The following is a 20,123-nucleotide window of genomic DNA, read 5'->3' as shown; positions in this document are numbered from 1 at the left end:
TTGTCGCAGACCTGTCGGCGAATAGCATCTCGCCGGGCAGACTATGCCGCCGGCGCCTGGGAGGAGCGCAGCGCGGGGCGGCGCAGCATCAGCGACTCGGGCAGCGCGCCGACCTGCCTGCGCTCGGCGCGTTCCCAGACGTCGCCGTCGAGGACACCGGGGAGGCCGGCCTCGCTCGCGACGAAAACCGGCGCCCTGCCTTGGACGAACTGCCGGTGGTAGTCGTGGAGCGCCGCGAACGCCCACTTGCCCAGCAGGCAGATGGTGAGCAGGTTCGCGATGGCCATCACCGCCATCGTCAAATCGGCGAGCGCCCACACCAGCGTCAGCTTGGCCAGGGCCCCGAACACGATCGACAGCAGCGTCACCACCTTGAGCACATTGGCCGCCAGGCGCCGGCCGCCCAGGTAGAACAGATTGGCCTCGGCCACCACGTAATTGCTCAGAACCGAGGCGAACGCGAAGATGAACACCACCGCGGTCATCAACACCGTGGTCCACGACCCGAGGTCGGCCGCGATCGCCGACTCCGTCAGGCTGGCCCCGGCAAGCGCTCCCAAGCGAGCCGGGTTGTAGGTTTCCGGACCCGAGAGCAGCACGATGAACGCCGTCGCCGTGCATATCACCATCGTGTCGACGAACACGGCGAGCGACTGAATCAGGCCCTGCTCCACCGGATGTGCCACCGTCGCGGCGCCCGCGATGTTGGGCGAACTGCCCATCCCGGCCTCGCAAGCGAACAGGCCCCGCTTGACACCGGTGAACATCGCGGCGAGCGCCCCGCCCGCGAAACCCCCTGCCATTTGCCGGATTCCGAACGCACCGCCGATGATCTCCCTGATCACCACGGGCAGCTCGGTGATGTTGACGGCCACAATGCCCAGCGCGACCAACGTGTACACCAGCGCCACCACCGGAAGCACCGACCCGGCGAACTGGGCGACCCGTCGCACGCCACCGAAGAGCACGGGCGCCGCCAACACCGCCAAAACGACTGTCGTCCAACCGACCCCGATGCCGTGTGATGACTTCAAGACCCCGCTGATGGCGTTGGTCTCCACCATGTTGAACGCGGTGGAGAAGGTGAACACCAGCAGCATGGCGAAGACGACGCCGCCTGCCCGCGACCGCAGCCCGCGTTGAATGTAAAACGCCGGGCCGCCGCGGAAGGCGCCGTCGTCGGAGCGGACTTTGAAGATCTGGGCCAGGGTGGCCTCGATCACCGCGGTGGCCATGCCGACCGCGGCGACCACCCACATCCAGAAGACGGCGCCGGGCCCCCCGACCGTCAGCGCGATCGCGACACCGGCGATGTTTCCGGTGCCCACGCGCGACGCCAGACCCACACAGAACGCCTGAAAGGAGGAGATCCCACCGTCGCCGCGACGGGCCCTACGGAGCTGGCCAATCATGCGCCCGAAGTAGCGGATCTGGATGAATCGGGTGCGCACCGTGAAATATATACCGCCACCGATCAGCAAATAGATCAGGACGTGTGTATTGAGGATGTTGCAAAGGGGCTCGATTAGCTGCTGCTGAAGGAAGTCCAAGCCCCTGCTTCCTTTCGACTGCGCCCGCTGTCCGTCGCCGAAATGGTATGGGGGAATTGTTGATTACAAGTTTCGTTCACCCGCCGTTAGTGGGCGGCTATGTAAAAAGCGCGTCACATTCGCCCAGCGCGGCCCACCCTAGGAGGCGGCGTTGGGCGTCGAGAGCGCTTGGGGGCAATACGAGTTGGTGGCGATTGCCGCGAATCGGGTGGGGTCGTCGGTGATATCGGCGTGCGCGGGCACGGCCAGGCCGATTCCGGCGCCAAGGCCGAGCAGAGCCAGAAAAAGCCTCGCGGCTCACCGATCGTTCCGGAGGTGCCGCTGCCCCGCATTTCCTGAAGTGAATCGGCGGGTTAGGAAGTGGCGCCCGCCGTGGTGGTCGACGCGATCGCGTCCGGGCAGTACGCGCTGGCCGCGATCGCGGTGAACTTCTCCGCCTTCTCCTCGGTCAGTGCGGCCGCCTTGGACGTCATCGCCTTCGCGATATCCGCCATCGCCGTGCCGCCCCCGGCCGCTGAGCACACGTAGTGGGCGGCCTGGATAACCTGCCCCGGATCGTTATAGGTGAAGCCCGCCGAATCCAGCGAGTTCAGGAAGGCGTCGTCGGTGTCGTCGGCGTGCGCGGGCACGGCCAGACCAATTGCGGCAGCAACGCTGCAAACTGTCAGAACAAGCTTCATAAATTGAAAATCGTCCCAGAAGCGGGACCAGACCGCAGCGCGCGCAAAGCAATCTTAACGAACGTCAACCCCTGGTTGACACGACCGAAGCGTCAACCTATCGTTGACGACATGGCCGACCCGACCCGCATCGCCTACCCCGTCCGCCTCGACGAACTGATCAACGCCATCAAATCGGTGCATACCGACGCGCTGGATCAACTGGCGGATGCCGTGCTGGCCGCCGAGCACTTGGGCGAGGTCGCCGACCACCTGATCGGGCACTTCGTGGACCAGGCGCGCCGATCCGGGGCGTCGTGGACCGACATCGGCAAGAGCATGGGCGTCACCAAACAAGCGGCCCAGAAGCGCTTCGTGCCGCGCGCCGAACCCGCCACCCTGGACCCCGAACAGGGCTTCGGCCGCTTCACCCCGCGGGCTCGGAGCGCGGTGGTGGCGGCCCAGAACGCCGCGCACCAGGCGGCAAACAACGAGATCACCCCGGATCACCTGCTGCTCGGTGTGCTCAGCGATCCGGCCGCCCTGGCGACGGTGTTGCTGCGCCTGCAAAAGGTCGACACCGAGGCGCTGCGCGCCGCCGTGGAGTTGCCCCCGCCGGGCACCGCGACGCCCGAACTCATCCCATTCAGCGGACCGGCGCGCAAAGCCCTCGAGCTGACCTTCAGGGAAGCACTTCGCCTGGGCCACAACTACATTGGGACCGAGCACCTGCTGCTGGCACTGCTCGAGCTGGAGGACGCCTCGCCCGACGAAGGACCGTTGCGGCGATGCGGCGTGGACAAGGGCCGTGTCGAGGCCGATCTGATCAAGGCGCTGCAATCGCTCGGCGGCGAGACCACCGTTCGCCCGGACGCCTGATCGGCCGTGGTCCACCCCTCCCCGCCACATCACCGCGTGTGCAATCATTCGAAGGTCCCCTTCCAGGGTGCCTAGGAGGCGAAGACATGGCGAAGACGCAGCGCTGGCTGGTCGTTTTGTCCGCGTTGTTCGTCGCCGCGGCGAGCGTCACCTCCGTCGCCGCGCTTCCCGCCCCGCGCGCCTGGGCCGGCGATGCCCCGATCGGCCACATCGGGGACACGCTGCGGGTCGACACCGGCACCTACGTCGCGGACGTGACCGTCACCGGGGTGTCGCCCTGCGACCCGCCTCCAGGGTTCGGCTACACGCGCGAAGGCACCTATAAGGGCTTTCCGGGCAGCACGGTCGAGCGTGCCGACGTGGTGGTGCGCGCCGTCCGGGTGCCCAATCCGTTCATCATGGCGACCACCTTCAGCTTCGACGGGGTGACCCCGTTCGCCGACGCCTACAAGCCGCGGGCCTCGGACGCGCCCGACGCGCTGGACAACGTGCTCACCAACGCGCCGAACGGGGCGGTCGTGCGCGGCGAAGTCTATTGGGACGCCTATCGCGATCCCGTCTCCACCGTGGTCCTGCTGGACAAGAAGACGGGCTACCACCTCGCGCAGTGGAACCTCTGACCCGAACCGTCCGCGTCGTCACGACGGATTCCGTTGAAGTTCAACAGCTTGCCGATGTTGCCGCGCGCACGTTCCCGTTGGCCTGCCCGGCCTCGGTGGCGCCCGAGAACATCGCCGCGTTCGTCGACGCCAACCTGAGTGCCGCCCGCTTCGCCGAATACCTGGCCGACCCGCAACGCGCGATCCTCACGGCGGAGCATGACGACCGAATCATCGGTTACGCCATGCTGATTCGCGAGGACGACACCGCCGAGCTGTCCAAGATCTACGTCGCGCGCGAGCACCACGGCACCGGGGTCGCGACCGCCCTGATGGACCTCGCGCTGGCCACCGCCGGCGCATGGGGCGTGGGCCGCGTGTGGCTGGGTGTCAACCAGGCGAACGAACGTGCACAACGCTTCTACGCCAAGAACGGCTTCACGGTCAGCGGCACCAGGACCTTTCAGGTGGGCGCCGGCCGCGAGAACGACTTCGTCATGAGTCGCGGGCTTCGTTAGCGCCGGCGGTCAGCGCCAGGAGCCGAGACATGGCCCGCAGGTACTTCTTTCGGTAGCCACCGGCCAGCATCTCGTCGCTGAAGATGGTGTCCAACTTCGCGCCCGAGGCGCGCCGCGCGCGCCGCCACCTCCTCGTCCGGCAGGGGCTGCGGCGCCGGCGGCAGGCCGCGGTGCCGGTAGTCGGCCCCCTCGATCCGCACGGTTGTGAAAATGCTTGCCAGCGTGTGGATCTCGCGCAGAAAATTCTGGGCGGCGAACCGGCCCTCGCCGAGCTGCTCGGGCAGCGTGTTGGACGTGGCGACCACCGACACCCCCCGCTCGACCAGCGACGAGAGGAGCCGCGAGATCAGCGTGGTGTTGCCGGGATCGTCCAGCTCGAACTCGTCGATGCAGACCGTCGTGTAGTCGGCCAGCAGATCGACGCATTGGGCGAAGCCGAACACCCCCGCCAACTGCGTAAGCTCCCCAAAGGTCGCGAACGCCTTGGGAGTTGACGACTCGGGACCGTCCCCGGGTAGCTCATAGTAGGCCGACGTCAGCAGGTGGGTCTTGCCGACGCCGAACCCGCCGTCCAGATACAACCCGACGCCGCGCAGCACCGCCCGTCGGCCCAACATCTTTCGCCGGCCCGTGCGGCGTTGCACCGCCTGGCGGCAGAAGTCTCGGCACGCCCCGACCGCGGCCTCCTGCGTCGGCTCGGCCGGATCGGGCTGATACGTCGCGAAGCTCACGTCGGCGAACGTTGGGGGCGGCCGCAATTGAGCGATCAACCGCTCGGGCGACACGGTCGGATGCCGATCTACCAGATGTGCCACTGCCCCGAAGGTGGACCCGTCCATGCCCGAACTGTAGCGACGTGCTGCAATCAACCTCATGCCCGTTCCCGAGACGCCGCTGTCGCTGCTGGGATCGGTGCGCGAACTCGGCGACGCCGAACTCCCCCGGCTCTACGCCTATCCCGACGGGACATGGGTGCGGGCCAACTTCATCACCAGCGTCGACGGCGGGGCCACCGCCGGCGGGAGCAGCGGAACGATGGGAGGCCCCGGCGACCGGCTCGTGTTCAACCTGCTGCGGGAGCTCGCCGACGTCATCGTGGTGGGCGCGGGCACCGTGCGGGTCGAGGGCTATTCCGGCGCCCAGGTGAGCGTCGCCCAGCGCCAGCGGCGGCAGACCCGTGGGCAAAGCGAAGTCCCGCAGCTGGCGATCGTGACCAAGTCGGGCCGGCTGGACCGCGACATGGGGATCTTCACCCGGACCGAGGTGCCGCCGCTGGTGCTCACCTGCTCGGCGGCGGTGGCCCCCGCCCGCCAGCTGCTCGGCGACCTGTGCGAGGTGGTCGACTGCTCCGGCGGCGACCCCGCCCAGCTCGATGAGGCCGTCATGCTGGCGATCCTCGGGGATCGCGGCATGCGCCGCATCCTGACCGAGGGCGGGCCGATGCTGCTCGATTCGCTGATCCGGCGCGACATGCTCGACGAGCTCTGCCTGACCATCGCGCCCTACATCGTCGGCGGCCTGGCCCGGCGCATCGCGACGGGCCCCAGCCAGCTGCTGACCCGGATGCGCTGTGCCCACGTTTTGACCGACGACGCCGGTTACCTGTACACCCGCTACGTCAAGGCCTAGCTACTGTGGTCGACATGAGTCGGCAGATCACGCTCGCCACGATCTTGATTGCGGCGACCACCGTGGTCGCCGGCTGCGTCCCGGGCCTGGGCGCCGACCCGCGCTTCGCCACCGACTCCGGTGCCCGGCCCCAAGGGGCGACCACCACCAAGCCACCGGCCAGCGGCCCGCCGCCGGTCGCGGCCCCCAAAAACGACCTGCCGTGGCACGACTGCACGTCGCGGGTGTTCGGCGACGCCGCGATCCCGCCCGCCGCCGGGGTCCAGCTCGATTGCGCGACCTACGACGCGGACCTGGACCCGGTCAACGGTGGGACCAGCACCGTCAGCGTCGGCGTGGTCCGCGCCCGCTCCAGCCAGACCCCCCGCGACGCCGGCCCGCTCGTCTTCACCACCGGCTCGGACCTGCCGTCCTCCGCGCAGCTGCCGGTCTGGCTGTCGCGGGGCGGCGCCGACGTGCTGCAAACCCACCCCATCGTCGCCATCGACCGTCGCGGCATGGGCATGTCGAACCCGATCGACTGCCGGGACACCGCCGACCGGCAGATCATGCGCGACCAGGCGCAGTTCGAGAGCGGCGATGACCCCGTCGCCAACCTCTCCGACGTCGCAAACACCGCCACCACCAACTGCACCGACGCCATCGCGCCGGGCGCCTCCGCCTACGACAACGCCCACGCCGCCTCGGACATCGAGCGCCTGCGCAGCCTGTGGGACGTGCCCGCGGTGGCGCTGGTCGGGATCGGCAACGGCGCCCAGGTGGCGCTGGCCTACGCCGCGGCGCGCCCCGACAAGGTCGCCCGGCTGATCCTCGACTCGCCAATTGCCTTGGGCGTCAACGCCGAAGCCGCCGCCGAGCAGCAGGTCAAGGGCCAGCAGGCCGCGCTCGACGCGTTCGCCGCCCAGTGCGTCGCGGTGAACTGCGCGCTGGGTCCCGACCCGAAGGGCGCCGTCAGCGCGTTGCTGGCCGACGCTCGCGCCGGCAAGGGGCCCGCCGGCGCGTCGGTGGCCCAGGTGGCGAACGCCATCACCGTCGCGCTGGGCTTTCCCTCCGGCGGCCGCGTCAACGCCACCACCAACCTGGCCAACGCCCTGGCGGCCGCCCGCTCGGGTGACGCCAACCAGCTGACCAGCCTCATCAACCACGCCGACGCCACCGAGGACTCCGACGGCCAGTTCGTCAACGCGTGCAGCGACGCCGTCAACCGCCCCACCCCGGACCGGGTCCGCGAACTGGTGGTGGCGTGGGCCAAGCTGTACCCCCAGTTCGGCACCGTCGCGGCGCTCAGCTTGGTCAAATGCCTGCACTGGCCCACCAGCTCGCCGCCGGCTCCGCCGAAATCGCTGAAGGTCGACGTCCTGTTGCTGGGCGTGCAGAACGACCCGATCGTCGGCACCGAAGGGGTCGCGGCGATGGCGGCCACCATCATCAACGCCAACGCCGCCAGCAAGCGGGTGATGTGGCAGGGCATCGGCCACGGCGCCAGCATCTACTCGGGCTGCGCGGTTTCCCCGCTGATCGGCTACGTCAACAGCGGCAAACTGCCCGGAACCGATACCTACTGTCCTGCCTGATTTTCCGGCACCAGCCCCGATTGCCCGCCCCCACCTCAGCCGCTATGCGGCCGCATCGTCGGCGGGCGGCCGGTGTACGGTGCGCTGGTGACGGCAGCTGAATCGACCCGAACCGGCCTGCGTGATTCGCTCCTGGCCGCCTTTCGTCCCCTTAGCGGCCCGCCCAGCACCGCGACAATCGTGCGGTCGGCGCTGTGGCCGATCGCGATCTTCTCGGTGCTGCATCGCAGCATCGTGGTCACCACCAACGGCAACATCACCGACGACTTCAAACCGGTCTACCGCGCGGTGCTCAACTTCCGGCACGGCTGGGACATCTACAACGAGCACTTCGACTACGTCGACCCGCACTACCTGTACCCGCCCGGCGGCACGCTCCTGATGGCGCCGTTCGGATACCTGCCATTCGCGCCGTCGCGGTATCTGTTCATCCTGATCAACACGGTGGCCATCCTGATCGCCTGGTACCTGTTGCTGCGGTTGTTCAACTACGCGCTGTCCTCGGTGGCCGCCCCCGCCCTGCTGCTGGCCATGTTCTGCACCGAGACCGTGACCAACACGCTGGTGTTCACCAACATCAACGGCTGCGTGCTGCTGGCGGAGGTGCTGTTTTTGCGCTGGCTGCTGGACGGCAAACGGGGCCATCAGTGGTGGGCGGGTGTGGCCATCGGGCTGACGTTGACGCTCAAACCGTTGCTCGGGCCGCTGCTGTTGCTGCCGCTGCTGAACCGCCAGTGGCGAGCGCTGGTACCCGCGTTCGTCGTCCCGGTCGTCATCAACGCGGCCGCGTGGCCGTTGGTCAGCGATCCCAAAGATTTCGTCACCCGCACGCTGCCCTACATCGGCGGCGTCCGCGACTACTTCAACAGCTCGATCGAGGGCAACGGCGTGTACTTCGGGCTGCCCACCTGGCTGATCGTATTCCTGCGAATCCTGTTCACGCTCATCGCGATCGGCGCGCTGTGGCTGCTGTACCGCTACTACCGCACCCGCGACCCGCGGTTCTGGTTCACCAACTCGGCGGGCGTGCTGCTGCTGTGGTCGTGGCTGGTGTTGCCGCTGGCCCAGGGCTACTACTCGATGATGCTGTTCCCATTCCTGATGACGGTCGTGCTGCCCAACTCGCTGATCCGCAACTGGCCGGCGTGGCTGGGCATCTACGGCTTCATGACCCTGGACCGCTGGCTGCTTTTCAACTGGATGCGCTACGGCCGCGCCCTGGAATACCTGAAGATCACCTACGGCTGGTCGCTGCTGCTGATCGTGACGTTCACCGTGCTGTACTTCCGGTATCTGGACGCCAAGGCCGAGGACCGGCTGGACGAGGGCATCGATCCCGCGTGGCTGACGGCGGGGCGTGGTGGCGCTAGCGTGGAGGCATGACTAGCCCGAAGCTGCAGCTGACCGACGACGAGTGGCGGCAAAAGCTCACGCCCGAAGAGTTCCACGTGCTGCGCCAGGCCGGCACCGAGCGGCCCTTCACCGGTGAGTACACCGATACCAAGACCGTGGGCATCTATCAGTGCCGGGCGTGCGGTGCCGAATTGTTCCGCAGCACAGAGAAATTCGAGTCGCATTGCGGCTGGCCGTCGTTCTTCGACCCGGCCAGCTCCGACGCGGTGATCCTGCGGCCCGACCACTCGATGGGCGCGACGCGCACCGAGGTCCTGTGTGCGAACTGCCACAGCCACCTGGGCCACGTGTTCAGCGGCGAGGGGTATCCGACGCCGACGGATCAGCGGTACTGCATCAACTCGATCTCGCTGCGGCTGGTGCCGGCGGGGGCATAGCCCGCTCCGGGCCCGTCCCCGGCGTCGCCTTTCGCGACACATAACCAGGCGCGGCGACTCGCCGCTGAGCGGCGCAACCGCTTATATCTCGCGGCAGCCACGGCGGACGAGCGCGCCGCGGACGCGCCGCACGACATCCTGAGGCTTGTCCTCGGCGATCACCCGGATGACGATCCAGCCGAGTTCGTCGAGCTTGCGTGAACGCCACTGGTCGCGGGCGTACTGCCGGCGGTCGGTGCGGTGGTGGTCGCCGTCGTACTCGACGGCCACCTTGTACCGCTCCCATCCCATGTCGAGCACACCCACCAAACGCCAGCCCTCGCTCACCGGGATCTGGCTCTCGGGAACCGGCATCCCGGCGTCGATCAACAGCAGACGCAGCCACGTCTCCTTGGGCGAGGCGGCTCCGGGGTCGACGAGTGGAAGCGCCGCACGCAGCCGCCGCAGCCCTCGCGCGCGGGGGTTCCGGCTGGCCAGCAGCAACACCGCCTCGACGGAATACGGCCGCGCCCGCATCAGCGCGTCGAGCCGCGCCACCGCTTGGTCCCTGGGGAGGTGCCTGGCCAGGTCGTACGCCGTCCTCGCTGCCGTGGTCACCGGCAACCCCGCCACCTTGGTGACCTCGTCCGGCTCGACCCGCCAATTCCGGGTGATCACCCCGCGGGGGGCGTGCTGATTGCGCCAGACCAGTTCGACGGGTTCGTCGTCGTCGATCCACGTCGAGCCGTGGAGGGCGGCCGCTGCAAGCCCGGCCACCACGCCGCGCCGGCCCGACCACAGCCACGCCGCGACGGTACGGGTTCTCAGCGACGGGATGGCCCCGTCACCCAGATACACGTCGGGATGAATCACCCGGAAACCGGCCCGCAGCTGATACGAGGTCAGTCGCCCCCGCCGCACGGCGTCGCTGCCTATGAAGACGTCGTCCACACAGGCAAAGACGCCGTCCGCCACGACGCGGATCCACCAGATATCAACCAGTGCGGCCCTTTTCGGCGTGTCGTCGCAGCCAGTTATGTGTCGCGGGGAAGGCCACGGGGCGAGCGGGCGCCGGGCTCAGTCCACCCGGGTGGCGTGCACTTCCCAGAACGGGGCATGCACCCGACCGCCCCGCAGCCACGGCTCCATCGCCCGGAATCGCTCCAGCAATGCCTGCGCCTGATCGGCCATGTCGGGATTGCGCGCCGCCATCATCTCGATCTGCTCGACGCTCAGGTTGATCAGGTAGGTCGTCGGCCCCAGATACGTGATCTCCCAGCCGCCGTGCGGCAGCACGTTACGAAAGTCGTTCTCGGACAAGGACCGCATCATCTTGAAGCCGTTGACGTCGTGCTCGCCGAACTCGAACATGTACAGCCGTGCCCCCGGCTTGGTGGCCCGGTGCAGCGCCCGCACGTAGGACCCCTGCAGCTCGGGATCGGTGCTGAAGGTGTGGTAGAAGGCGCAGTCGACGACGGTGTCGAACCGGCCTTCGAAACCGTCCAGCTTGGTGGCGTCGGCCAGCTCGAAGTTGACCGAAACCCCGGCCCTCCGCGCGTTCTCCCGGGCCCGCTCTAGCGCGCCCGCCGACCCGTCGATGCCGGTGGCCGCGTAACCCTTGGCGGCGTAGTAGATCGCGTGATGGCCCGGTCCGGTGCCCGGATCGAGCACCTCGCCCTTGATCGCGCCCAGCGCGACCAGCCGCTGCACCACCGGCTGCGGGCCCCCGATGTCCCATGGCGTGGCGGCGGGCAACCCGTGCGCAACCCGGTCGTCGCGGTACATCTCCTCGAAACGGGCCGGATCGGTGACGTCCGGATGACTCACGGCAGCGAATTCACCAACTGCTCGACCGGCACGCGCGGTCCGGTGAAGAACGGGGTCTCCTTGCGGGTGTGCCGGCGGGCATCGGTGGCCCGCAGGTCGCGCATCAGGTCCACGATGCGGTGCAGCTCGGGAGCCTCGAAGGCCAGGATCCATTCGTAGTCGCCGAGCGCGAACGCCGGCACCGTGTTGGCGCGGACGTCCTTGTACCCGCGGGCGGCCATGCCGTGTTCGGAGAGCATGCGGCGCCGTTCCTCGTCGGGCAGCAGGTACCACTCGTAGGACCGCACGAACGGATACACGCAGATGTAGTTGCCGGGTTCCTCGCCGGCCAAGAATGCCGGGATGTGGCTCTTGTTGAACTCGGCCGGGCGATGCAGCGCCACGCTGCTCCACACCGGCGAGCAGGCCCGCCCCAGGGTGGTGGTGCGCCGGAAGTCGGCGTAGGTGGCCTGGAGCGCTTCGATGGTTTCGGCGTGGGTCCAGATCATGAAGTCGGCGTCGGCGCGCAGGCCCGCCACGTCATAGAGGCCGCGCACCACGACGCCGCGCTCCTCCTGTTGCTTGAGGAACCGCGATGTGTCATCGATCACGGCGTCGCGCTGTTCTCCGAGCGCGCCCGGCCGCACGGAGAAGACCGAGAACATCAGGTAGCGGATCGTCGCGTTGAGGGTGTCGTAGTCGAGCTTGGCCATGGAACCTATCTTCCCACCTTCAAGTCGAGGGCCTGAACCGCCCGGCCGGCCGCCCCGACGCATGCCGGCACCCCGATGCCGTCGAGGTAGCTGCCGGCCACGGCGAGTGCCGGGGGCAGGCCCGCGCGGATCTCGGCGACCAGCTCCGCGTGGCCGGGCCCGTACTGCGGCATGGCCTCGATCCAGCGCTGCACGCGAGCGTCCACCGGGTCGACGGCCAGCCCGAACACGTCGACCAGGTCGCTCAACGCCCACCCCAGCAGTTCGTCATCCGGGATGCTGGTCGCCACGTCGTCGTCCCACCGCCCGAACGACAGCCGCAGCAGCTGCGTGTCCCCCCGGGCACCCCACTTGCGCGACGACAGCGTGATTGCCTTGCTGCGCAACCGTTCCCCGGTGGCGACCAGCACGCCGGAGCACTCGGGAAACGGGGTATCGCCCGGCGCGGCCAGTGCCACCACCACCGACGACGCGCTGGTGATGCGGCTGGCGGCGGCGGCGCTGCTCGGCGCGATGTCCGCGACCAGGCCCACCAGCCGCGGCGCCGGGATGGCCAGGATCACCGCGTCGGCGTGCCAGCGGGCGCCGGTGTCGTCCACCAGGGACCAGCCGGCCCCGGCGGGTTCCAGCCGCTGCACCGTGGCCCGAACCCAGCGGGGGCGGGCGCGCTCGACGAGCGCGTCGAGCAGCACCTGGTAGCCGCCGTCCAGCGACCCGAACACGGGCGCGCCGGTCGCCGGCGGCAGCGCCTGCCGGACCGCGTCCGTCAGGCTGGAGGCGCCGCGATCCAGGGCCGCCGCGACGCCGGGGGCCGCCGCGCGCAGGCCGATCGTCGCCGCCGAACCCGCATACACCCCGCTCAGCAGCGGATCGACCGACCGGGCCACAACCTGCTCGCCGAACCGCTCCCCCACCAGTTCGGCCGTCGCGGGATCGCTGCCGGGTTGCCAGTCCAGCGGACGGCCGGGTTCGGCTTCGATGCGCGCGAGCGTCGCGTCGTCGACCAACCCGGCCACCGAGGCGGCCGACGACGGAATGCCGATAACCGTGCCGGCGGGCAGCGGGTGCAGCTTTTGCTGGCTGTAGATCAACGGGCGGGCGCCGGTGGACACGAGTTGGCGCCCCGACAGGCCGAGCTCGGCCAGCAGCGCCGGCATCTCGGGCCGGCGCAGCACGAACGCCTCGGCGCCCAGGTCCATGGTCTGCCCGCCGACCAGCTCGGTGCGCAGGATCCCGCCCAGCCGCTCGCCGGGATGGAACAGCGTGATGGTCGCGTCGTCACCCGCCGCCGCGCGGAGCCGGTACGCCGACGTTAACCCCGAAATCCCGCCCCCGACAACGCAATACGAAGTGGCGGTCATAAGGAGTGGACCAGCGACACCAGGTCGGTCAGCACACCGGGGTCGGTGTCGGGCAGCACGCCATGGCCAAGGTTGAAGACGTGACCGGTTGCGCCCGCGTCGACGGCGTGGCGCCCGTCCTCGACGACGGCCCGGGCGGCGCGTTCCACGGCGGGCCACCCCGCCAGCAGGACCACGGGATCGAGGTTGCCCTGCAGCGCCGTGCCGGGCGCGACGCGCGCCGCCGCATCGGTGAGCGAGGTACGCCAGTCGACCCCCACCACCGTCGCGCCGACCGTCGACATGGCGCCGAGCAGTTCGGCGGTGCCCACCCCGAAGTGCGTCATTGGCACGCCGTGCTCGGCCAGCGCGCCGAAAACCCGGGCGCTGTGCGGTTCCACGTAGGTGCGGTAGTCGGCGAGCGACAGCGCACCCGCCCACGAGTCGAACACCTGAATGGCGTCCACCCCGGCCTCCACCTGCGCCCGCAGGAAGCCCACGGTGATGTCGGTCAGCTTCTCCATCAGCGCGTGCCAGCTGTCCGGTTCGGCCAGCATCATCGCCTTGGTGCGGGCGTGGTGGCGGCTCGGGCCGCCCTCGATCAAGTAGGACGCCAGGGTGAACGGCGCACCCGCGAACCCGATCAGCGGGACGTCGCCGAGCGCGGCCACCAGCAGCGTGACCGCGTCGGACACCGGCTGAATGCGTTGCCGGTCAAGGGGCTTCATGGCGTCGATGTCGCCCGCGGTGCGCACCGGCGACGCGATCACCGGCCCGACGCCGGCGACGATGTCCAGGTCGACCCCCGCGCCGAGCAGCGGCACCACGATGTCGGAGAACAATATCGCCGCGTCGACGCCATGCCGGCGCACCGGCTGCAGGGTGATCTCGCAGACCAGTTCGGCGTCGAAGCAGGCCGACAGCATGTCGGTCTGGGCGCGCAGCGCACGGTACTCGGGCAGCGAACGGCCGGCCTGCCGCATGAACCACACCGGGAGCCGGCCGGGTTTTCCGCCGGTGACGGCGGCCAGATACGGCGACTCGGGGAGGTCGCGACGGGTACTCATTGTCCTCAATGCTGCCACGACGCCGGGTCCGTCCCCGCGCTGCGTACTATCACGACCGTGCCAGTCAGCCATCCCCCTGTGAACTACGACGAGTTTCCCAGCCTGCGCTGCGAAGTGGGCGATAACGGCATCCTGACGCTGGTTCTTGATGCCCCCGGCCTCAATTCGGTCGGGCCGCAGATGCACCGCGACCTCGCGGACATCTGGCCGGCGATCGCCCGCGACCCCGCCGTGCGCGTCGTGCTGGTCCGCGGCGAAGGCAAGGCGTTCTCCTCCGGCGGCAGCTTCGACCTGATCGCCGAAACCATCGGCGACTACGAGGGCCGGATCCGCATCATGCGGGAGGCCCGCGACCTGGTGCTCAACATGGTCAACTTCGACAAGCCCGTCGTCTCGGCGATCCGGGGACCGGCCGTCGGGGCGGGCCTGGTGGTGGCCCTGCTCGCCGACGTCTCGGTGGCGGGCCGCACCGCGAAACTCATCGACGGGCACACCAAGCTTGGCGTGGCCGCCGGCGACCACGCCGCGATCTGCTGGCCGCTGCTGGTCGGCATGGCCAAGGCCAAGTACTACCTGCTCACCTGCGAGACCCTGCTGGGCGAAGAAGCCGAGCGCATCGGCCTGGTGTCCACCTGTGTCGACGACGATGACGTGCTGTCCACGGCCACGGGGATCGCCGAGGATCTGGCGCGCGGTGCGCAGAACGCCATCCGCTGGACCAAGCACAGCCTCAATCACTGGTATCGCATGTTCGCGCCAGCCTTCGACACCTCGCTCGGCCTGGAATTCCTCAGCTTCAGCGGCCCCGACGTGCAGGAAGGCCTGGCCGCGCACCGCGAGAAGCGGCCGGCCCGATTTACCGGCGAAAATGCCTCCTGAGCAGGCGCGATAGGCTCCCATGAGGCCTGGTAACGGCTTGGTCGCGGTCGGCGCGCCTGATTCCGCGTGTCGGCCGATGGGTCTACCGTCGGACCCTGTGACCCGTGCCGCGACGACGAAGGGCGGCCGGGATGAACAGGAGCGGCGCCAAGTGACCTCACCTGAACCGGAGCCATTCCGCGAGGCGGTAGCGGCGATGAACTCCACCACCGTGCGCCCGGAGATCGAGCTGGGCCCGATTCGTCCGCCGCAGCGCCTGGCCCCGTTCAGCTACGCGCTGGGGGCCGAGGTCAAGCATCCCGACCGTGAGATTGTTCCCGAGCGATCCGACGGCGACGCCTTCGGCCGGCTGATCCTGCTGTACGACCCGGAAGGCGCCGACGCGTGGGACGGCACCATCCGCCTGGTCGCCTACATCCAGGCCGACCTGGACCCCAGCGAGGCCGTCGACCCCCTGCTCCCAGAGGTGGCATGGAGCTGGCTGGTCGACGCCCTGGAGTCCCGGCTGGAGCACGTGACCGCCCTGGGCGGCACCGTGACCGCCACCACGTCGGTGCGCTACGGCGACATCTCCGGGCCGCCGCGCGCCCACCAGTTGGAGTTGCGGGCGTCGTGGACGGCGACCACGCCGCAGGTCGGCGTCCACGTCGAGGCCTTCTGTGAGGTACTGGAACACGCGGCGGGGTTACCGCCGACGGGCGTCACCGATCTGAGCTCGCGGTCACGCGCCTGACATGTCCCAACCGGAGGCCCACGGGCCCGCCGCGCCCGACAGCACCGAACCCGAACCCACGCCGCTGCTGCATCCGGCCGAGGGGATTCCGGACCTGTCGGTCACCGTCCGCCAGATCCGGGATGCCGCGGAGCTGCTGGGCCGTGGGCGGGGACCCTTTGCGGTGGACGCCGAGCGGGCGTCGGGATTCCGGTACTCCAACCGGGCCTACCTGATTCAGATCCGGCGGGCCGGCGCCGGCACCGTGCTCATCGACCCGGTCAGCCACGGTGCCGACCCGCTGGACGCGCTGCGGCCCGTCGCCGAGGTGCTGAGCGAAGACGAATGGATCCTGCACTCCGCCGACCAGGACCTGCCCTGCCTGGCGGAGGTGGGGTTGCAGCCGCCGGCGCTGTACGACACCGAGCTCGCCGGGCGGCTGGCCGGGTTCGAGCGGGTGAACCTGGCGACCATGGTGGAGCGGCTGCTGGGATCCGGGCTGGTCAAGGGCCACGGTGCGGCCGACTGGTCCAAACGCCCGCTGCCCGCGGAATGGCTCAATTACGCGGCGCTGGATGTGGAACTGCTAATCGAGCTGCGCGCCGCGATCGCCGACGTCCTTGCCGAGCAGGGTAAAACCGGTTGGGCCGCAGAGGAATTCGACTATCTGCGACAGGTGGGATCACGGGATCTCGGCGCGGCGATGCGACGCGACCGGTGGCGACGCACGTCCGGGATCCATCGGGTGCGCGACCAACGCGGCCTGGCCGCGGTCCGCGAACTGTGGTTGACGCGCGACCGCATCGCCCAGCGCCGCGACATCGCACCGCGACGCATCCTGCCGGACTCAGCCATCATCGAGGCCGCCATCGCCAACCCGAAGACGGTCGAGGACCTCACCGCGTTGCCGGTGTTCGGTGGGCGCAATCAACGTCGCAGCGCCGCCACCTGGTTGGGCGCGCTCGAAGCGGCGCGGCAAACCAAGAATCCGCCCGCCGATGCCGAACCGCCGAACGGCCCGCCACCGCTGGCGCGGTGGAGCCGGCGCAAACCCGAGGCCGCCGCACGGCTGGAGGCGGCGCGCGCGGCGCTGTCGGAGGTGTCCGAGCGGGTCAACGTGCCCACCGAGAACCTGGTCTCACCCGACTTGGTACGACGGCTGTGCTGGGACTGGGAGGCCACGCCCGATCCTCTCGATGCCGTCGAGACGTTCCTGCGCGCCGGGCAAGCCCGGGCTTGGCAGCGGGAATTGGTGGATCCCGCTCTGGCCCGGGCGCTGCAACCGCCCGCCGAGCCGGAGGACGAGAACGCCGAAATCGACGGCAGCGCACAAAAATTCGAGTAAGGGTCGCGCTAACGTCGATTTCGCGGCGCGACGACTAGTTGTGATGTCCAGGGAGGTTGGTCAGTCGTGTCACGGGTGGCTGGCCTCCGATGGCGGAGTGGGCTCGGTGATGATTGTAGAAATGCAGCCAGCCGGGCAGTGCGGTGTCGCGCTGTTCGGTTGACTCGTAGAGCTGGGCGTAGGCCCAGCCGTCGGCGAGGGTGCGGTGGAATCGCTCAATCTTGCCGTTGGTCTGAGGTCGGTAGGGACGGGTCCGCTTAGGGGTGATGCGCAGTTCGGCGCAAGCGTCGCGCCATGCGCTGGACCTGTAGGCAGACCCGTTGTCGGACAGCACTCGTTCAACGGTCACGCCGCGCTCGGCGAACCAGGCCACCGCGCGCTGCAGCACGCCGATCGCGGTGGCAGCTTTCTCATTGGTGCAAATCTCGGCGTAGGCCATGCGGGAGTGGTCGTCAATGACGGTGTGTACGAATGCCGTTCCGATCCTGGGACGCCAATTCTTGGCGGAGTCGCCGCGATTACCGGTGCGGTGGGCCGTCTGTATCGCGTTGTGCTTACTTTGTTGTCGGCTCACGAACTTGTGGCCGCCGCCGTCGGGAATGTTGCCGAACTTGGTGACATCGACGTGAATCAGCGCGCCGGGATGAGCGTGCTCGTAGCGGCGCAGTGGCTCACCGGTAGCGCGATCGATGGCCGACAGGCGGTTGATCCGACAACGGGTCAGCACTGCGTGCACAGTCGATGCCGGCATGCCCAAGCGTCCGGCGATCTGCACGGGCCCGAGCCGGTGACGCCACCGCACGCCGACTATCTGTCGCACGAGCTCAGGCGCAGTGCGGGTGGGGCTGATCCGCGGCCGGGAGCTGCGGTCAATCATCCCGAGCGCACCTTCGGCGCGGAAGCGGTCGGCCCACTTCTTGGCAGTTCGCGGTGCGACCATGAACATCTTGGCGGCCTCGGCGTAGGTCCAGCCACCCTCGACGATCAGCTCAGCGAGCCTCAACCGAGCACGCGGGGTCAAAGCAGCATTAGCGTGGGACACGAAGGCCTCCTGGTTTGTGAAGCGGTTCCTAGACAGCTCCACTTCACAACGGGAGGCCTTCACCTGTCACACAGGCTCACCGATACCAAACAGGACAACGTCCCTGGACATCACAACTAGTCGAGGTGCTCGCGGATCTCAGCTTCGGTGACAGAACTGCCCAGCGCGGCGACCCAGCCGGTGATGCGGCGCGCCACATCCTGATCCGTCAGGCCCAGGTCGGCGAGCAGCTCGCCCCGCGAGGCGTGCTCGTAGAACCGCTGCGGCAGGCCGACGTCGCGGCACGGGATGTCGATGTCGGCGCGCCGCAACGCCGCGGACACCGCCGACCCCACCCCGCCGTTGACCCCGTTGTCCTCGCACGTGACAACGAGTTTGTGCTGGGTGGCGAGCTCGAGCACCCCCTCGGACACCGGTAACACCCAGCGCGGGTCGATCACCGTCACGCCGATGCCCTGGTTGTGCAGCCGCTTGGCCACCTCCAACGCCATCGGGACGAACGCGCCGACGCCCACCAGCAGCACGTCGTGGTTCAGTCCGGCGGCCGGCGTGGCGAGCACGTCGATGGCCGAGATGCCCGCCCCGCGACGTTCGATCACCGGGATGTCTTCGCCCACATCACCTTTGGGGAAACGGAGCGCCGTCGGGCCGTCGTTGACGTCGAGGGCCTCACCGAGTTCCTCGCGCACCCGGGTTGCGTCGCGGGGCGCGGCCACCCGCATGCCGGGCACGATGCCCAGCATCGACAGGTCCCACATGCCGTTGTGGCTGGCGCCGTCAGACCCGGTGATCCCGGCCCGGTCGAGCACCATGGTGACGGGCAGCTTGTGCAGCGCGACGTCCATCATGATCTGGTCGAAGGCCCGGTTGAGGAACGTCGAATAGATGGCCACCACCGGGTGCATGCCGCCCATCGCCAGGCCGGCCGCCGACGTCATCGCGTGCTGCTCGGCGATGCCGACGTCGAACAGCCGATCCGGGAATTGTTGGCCAAAGGCCGTCAGCCCGGTCGGGCCGGGCATCGCGGCGGTGATGGCCACGATGTCGCGGCGCTTCCTGGCGTAGCCGATGAGCGCGTCCGAGAAGGTGGCGGTCCACCCGGGGCCGGCGACCTTGGTGGCCTCCCCCGTGACCGGGTCGATCACGCCGCAGGAATGCATCTGCTCGGCCTCGTCGTCCTCCGCCGGCCCAAAACCCATGCCCTTGCGGGTGACGACGTGCACGATCACCGGCCGGCCGAAGCCGCGCGCGTGGCGCAGCGCGGCCTCCACCGCGCGTTCGTCGTGGCCGTCGACCGGTCCCACGTACTTCAGCCCGAGATCGGTGAACAGCAGCTGCGGGGACAGCGAGTCCTTGATGCCGGCCTTGACGCTGTGCATGAACCGGTAGGCGAGCTCGCCGAAGAACGGCAGCGAGCGCACCGCGTCGCGGCCCTTCTCCAGGGCCTGCTCGTAGGCCGGTTGCAGCCGCAGCGTGGCCAGGCGGTCGGCGACGCCGCCGATCGTCGGCGCATAGCTGCGGCCGTTGTCGTTCACCACGATGATCACCGGGCGGCGCGACGCGGCGATGTTGTTCAGCGCCTCCCAGCACATCCCGCCGGTGAGCGCGCCGTCGCCGACCACGGCGACCACGTGCCGGTTGCGGTGGCCGGTCAGCTCGAACGCCTTGGCCAGCCCGTCCGCGTACGACAGCGCGGCGCTGGCGTGGCTGGACTCCACCCAGTCGTGTTCGCTCTCCGCGCGCGACGGATAGCCCGACAGCCCGCCCTTCTTGCGCAGGCTCTCGAAGTCCTGCGCGCGACCGGTCAGCATCTTGTGCACGTAGGCCTGATGACCGGTGTCGAAGATGATCGGGTCGTGCGGGGAGTCGAACACCCGGTGCAGCGCCAGCGTCAGTTCGACCACGCCGAGGTTGGGCCCCAGGTGCCCCCCGGTGGCAGCGACCTTGTGAATCAGGAACTGGCGAATCTCGGCGGCCAGATCGCGCAGCTGCTGCCCCGACAGGTGTTGCAGATCAGCGGGCCCGCGGATCTGTTCCAGCAT

At 69.1% G+C, this 20,123-nt stretch carries 19 protein-coding genes and 1 pseudogene; 10 read left to right on the top strand and 10 right to left on the bottom strand.

Annotated elements, in window-relative coordinates; genetic code table 11:
* Window positions 1-41: 41 nt before the first annotated feature.
* Together KXD96_RS12905 and KXD96_RS12900 are read right to left on the bottom strand one after the other, a co-directional pair.
* Window positions 42-1,550, bottom strand: coding sequence for a sodium:alanine symporter family protein (locus KXD96_RS12905; RefSeq protein ID WP_260744915.1), 1,509 nt, complete (start codon window positions 1,548-1,550; stop codon window positions 42-44).
* A 353-nt stretch (window positions 1,551-1,903) separates the two neighbouring features.
* Window positions 1,904-2,230 (bottom strand): DUF732 domain-containing protein, encoded by a 327-nt coding sequence (locus KXD96_RS12900; protein ID WP_260744914.1) that lies wholly within the window; start codon window positions 2,228-2,230, stop codon window positions 1,904-1,906.
* A gap of 111 nt (window positions 2,231-2,341) precedes the next feature.
* On the opposite strand from KXD96_RS12900, the gene KXD96_RS12895 reads away from it, so the two are divergent.
* The 3 genes from KXD96_RS12895 to KXD96_RS12885 all read left to right on the top strand — a co-directional run bounded on the left by KXD96_RS12895 (window position 2,342) and on the right by KXD96_RS12885 (window position 4,205).
* A complete protein-coding gene (locus tag KXD96_RS12895; protein ID WP_260744913.1) occupies window positions 2,342-3,088 on the top strand; it encodes a Clp protease N-terminal domain-containing protein in 747 nt (248 codons plus the stop codon).
* A gap of 86 nt (window positions 3,089-3,174) precedes the next feature.
* Window positions 3,175-3,708 carry a hypothetical protein gene (locus tag KXD96_RS12890; protein ID WP_260744912.1) on the top strand — a complete coding sequence of 178 codons (534 nt, stop codon included), beginning with the start codon at window positions 3,175-3,177 and terminating at the stop codon, window positions 3,706-3,708.
* On the top strand, window positions 3,696-4,205 hold the full coding sequence (locus KXD96_RS12885; protein ID WP_260744911.1) for an N-acetyltransferase: 510 nt from the start codon (window positions 3,696-3,698) through the stop codon (window positions 4,203-4,205). The genes KXD96_RS12890 and KXD96_RS12885 overlap by 13 nt, the downstream gene beginning before the upstream one ends.
* On the opposite strand, the pseudogene zapE reads toward KXD96_RS12885, so the two are convergent.
* Window positions 4,183-5,080, bottom strand: a pseudogene (gene zapE / locus KXD96_RS12880) (cell division protein ZapE). The gene KXD96_RS12885 and the pseudogene zapE overlap by 23 nt on opposite strands.
* Between zapE and KXD96_RS12875 the strand changes: the two are divergent.
* The 4 genes from KXD96_RS12875 (at window position 5,079) to msrB (ending at window position 9,198) form a co-directional block, all read left to right on the top strand.
* Window positions 5,079-5,834: a pyrimidine reductase family protein gene (locus tag KXD96_RS12875; protein WP_260744910.1), complete on the top strand. Its 756-nt coding sequence runs from the start codon at window positions 5,079-5,081 to the stop codon at window positions 5,832-5,834. The pseudogene zapE and the gene KXD96_RS12875 sit on opposite strands and share 2 nt — an antisense overlap.
* A gap of 14 nt (window positions 5,835-5,848) precedes the next feature.
* Entirely contained in the window at window positions 5,849-7,408 is a 1,560-nt protein-coding gene (locus tag KXD96_RS12870; RefSeq protein WP_260744909.1) for an alpha/beta hydrolase, read from the top strand.
* A 72-nt stretch (window positions 7,409-7,480) separates the two neighbouring features.
* Window positions 7,481-8,791 carry an arabinofuranan 3-O-arabinosyltransferase gene (gene aftC, locus KXD96_RS12865; protein WP_260744908.1) on the top strand — a complete coding sequence of 437 codons (1,311 nt, stop codon included), beginning with the start codon at window positions 7,481-7,483 and terminating at the stop codon, window positions 8,789-8,791.
* Complete coding sequence (msrB, locus tag KXD96_RS12860) at window positions 8,788-9,198, top strand: peptide-methionine (R)-S-oxide reductase MsrB (protein ID WP_260744907.1); 411 nt, start codon at window positions 8,788-8,790, stop codon at window positions 9,196-9,198. Before aftC ends, msrB begins: the two co-directional genes overlap by 4 nt.
* A gap of 81 nt (window positions 9,199-9,279) precedes the next feature.
* Here the strand turns inward: msrB and KXD96_RS12855 are convergent, their stop codons facing one another.
* From KXD96_RS12855 to hemE, 5 genes are all read right to left on the bottom strand, one after another.
* On the bottom strand, window positions 9,280-10,128 hold the full coding sequence (locus tag KXD96_RS12855) for an endonuclease domain-containing protein (RefSeq protein ID WP_260745354.1): 849 nt from the start codon (window positions 10,126-10,128) through the stop codon (window positions 9,280-9,282).
* 126 nt (window positions 10,129-10,254) lie between these two features.
* The gene (locus KXD96_RS12850) at window positions 10,255-10,962 is read right to left on the bottom strand and encodes a class I SAM-dependent methyltransferase (protein ID WP_260745353.1); all 708 of its coding nucleotides are present in this window, start codon (window positions 10,960-10,962) and stop codon (window positions 10,255-10,257) included.
* Window positions 10,963-11,000: 38 nt separating this feature from the next.
* The gene (hemQ, locus tag KXD96_RS12845) at window positions 11,001-11,696 is read right to left on the bottom strand and encodes a hydrogen peroxide-dependent heme synthase (RefSeq protein WP_260744906.1); all 696 of its coding nucleotides are present in this window, start codon (window positions 11,694-11,696) and stop codon (window positions 11,001-11,003) included.
* A 5-nt stretch (window positions 11,697-11,701) separates the two neighbouring features.
* Window positions 11,702-13,057, bottom strand: a complete 1,356-nt coding sequence (locus KXD96_RS12840; RefSeq protein ID WP_260744905.1) for a protoporphyrinogen oxidase — start codon at window positions 13,055-13,057, stop codon at window positions 11,702-11,704.
* Window positions 13,054-14,103 carry a uroporphyrinogen decarboxylase gene (gene hemE, locus KXD96_RS12835; protein WP_260744904.1) on the bottom strand — a complete coding sequence of 350 codons (1,050 nt, stop codon included), beginning with the start codon at window positions 14,101-14,103 and terminating at the stop codon, window positions 13,054-13,056. Before hemE ends, KXD96_RS12840 begins: the two co-directional genes overlap by 4 nt.
* 57 nt (window positions 14,104-14,160) lie before the next feature.
* Here hemE and KXD96_RS12830 point away from each other — a divergent pair, with 57 nt between their 5' ends.
* From KXD96_RS12830 to KXD96_RS12820, 3 genes are all read left to right on the top strand, one after another.
* Window positions 14,161-14,982: an enoyl-CoA hydratase/isomerase family protein gene (locus KXD96_RS12830; RefSeq protein ID WP_260744903.1), complete on the top strand. Its 822-nt coding sequence runs from the start codon at window positions 14,161-14,163 to the stop codon at window positions 14,980-14,982.
* Between the two features lie 196 nt (window positions 14,983-15,178).
* Window positions 15,179-15,715, top strand: coding sequence for a DUF3000 domain-containing protein (locus tag KXD96_RS12825; RefSeq protein WP_396878789.1), 537 nt, complete (start codon window positions 15,179-15,181; stop codon window positions 15,713-15,715).
* A gap of 1 nt (window position 15,716) precedes the next feature.
* A complete protein-coding gene (locus tag KXD96_RS12820; protein ID WP_260744901.1) occupies window positions 15,717-17,039 on the top strand; it encodes a ribonuclease D in 1,323 nt (440 codons plus the stop codon).
* 34 nt (window positions 17,040-17,073) lie between these two features.
* Here KXD96_RS12820 and KXD96_RS12815 read toward each other — a convergent pair whose 3' ends face one another.
* Both KXD96_RS12815 and dxs read right to left on the bottom strand, forming a co-directional pair.
* Window positions 17,074-18,081 carry an IS481 family transposase gene (locus KXD96_RS12815; protein ID WP_260740536.1) on the bottom strand — a complete coding sequence of 336 codons (1,008 nt, stop codon included), beginning with the start codon at window positions 18,079-18,081 and terminating at the stop codon, window positions 17,074-17,076.
* Between the two features lie 116 nt (window positions 18,082-18,197).
* Complete coding sequence (dxs, locus tag KXD96_RS12810) at window positions 18,198-20,123, bottom strand: 1-deoxy-D-xylulose-5-phosphate synthase (RefSeq protein ID WP_260744900.1); 1,926 nt, start codon at window positions 20,121-20,123, stop codon at window positions 18,198-18,200.

Source organism: Mycobacterium sp. SMC-2, assembly GCF_025263485.1.
Taxonomy (GTDB): Bacteria; Actinomycetota; Actinomycetes; order Mycobacteriales; family Mycobacteriaceae; genus Mycobacterium.
The sequence above is the reverse complement of the archived record's forward strand: the minus strand, read 5'-3'. Positions and strand labels throughout refer to the sequence as shown.

What these genes read in the sequence shown, in the direction of transcription:
- KXD96_RS12900 (WP_260744914.1), bottom strand. Translation starts at nt 2,230, where the DNA reads ATGAAGCTTGTTCTGACAGTTTGCAGCGTTGCTGCCGCAATTGGTCTG.
- KXD96_RS12895 (WP_260744913.1), top strand. Translation starts at nt 2,342, where the DNA reads ATGGCCGACCCGACCCGCATCGCCTACCCCGTCCGCCTCGACGAACTG.
- KXD96_RS12890 (WP_260744912.1), top strand. Translation starts at nt 3,175, where the DNA reads ATGGCGAAGACGCAGCGCTGGCTGGTCGTTTTGTCCGCGTTGTTCGTC.
- KXD96_RS12875 (WP_260744910.1), top strand. Translation starts at nt 5,079, where the DNA reads ATGCCCGTTCCCGAGACGCCGCTGTCGCTGCTGGGATCGGTGCGCGAA.
- KXD96_RS12870 (WP_260744909.1), top strand. Translation starts at nt 5,849, where the DNA reads ATGAGTCGGCAGATCACGCTCGCCACGATCTTGATTGCGGCGACCACC.
- msrB (WP_260744907.1), top strand. Translation starts at nt 8,788, where the DNA reads ATGACTAGCCCGAAGCTGCAGCTGACCGACGACGAGTGGCGGCAAAAG.
- KXD96_RS12850 (WP_260745353.1), bottom strand. Translation starts at nt 10,962, where the DNA reads ATGTACCGCGACGACCGGGTTGCGCACGGGTTGCCCGCCGCCACGCCA.
- hemQ (WP_260744906.1), bottom strand. Translation starts at nt 11,696, where the DNA reads ATGGCCAAGCTCGACTACGACACCCTCAACGCGACGATCCGCTACCTG.
- KXD96_RS12840 (WP_260744905.1), bottom strand. Translation starts at nt 13,057, where the DNA reads ATGACCGCCACTTCGTATTGCGTTGTCGGGGGCGGGATTTCGGGGTTA.
- hemE (WP_260744904.1), bottom strand. Translation starts at nt 14,103, where the DNA reads ATGAGTACCCGTCGCGACCTCCCCGAGTCGCCGTATCTGGCCGCCGTC.
- KXD96_RS12825 (WP_396878789.1), top strand. Translation starts at nt 15,179, where the DNA reads ATGAACTCCACCACCGTGCGCCCGGAGATCGAGCTGGGCCCGATTCGT.
- KXD96_RS12820 (WP_260744901.1), top strand. Translation starts at nt 15,717, where the DNA reads ATGTCCCAACCGGAGGCCCACGGGCCCGCCGCGCCCGACAGCACCGAA.
- dxs (WP_260744900.1), bottom strand. Translation starts at nt 20,123, where the DNA reads ATGCTGGAACAGATCCGCGGGCCCGCTGATCTGCAACACCTGTCGGGG.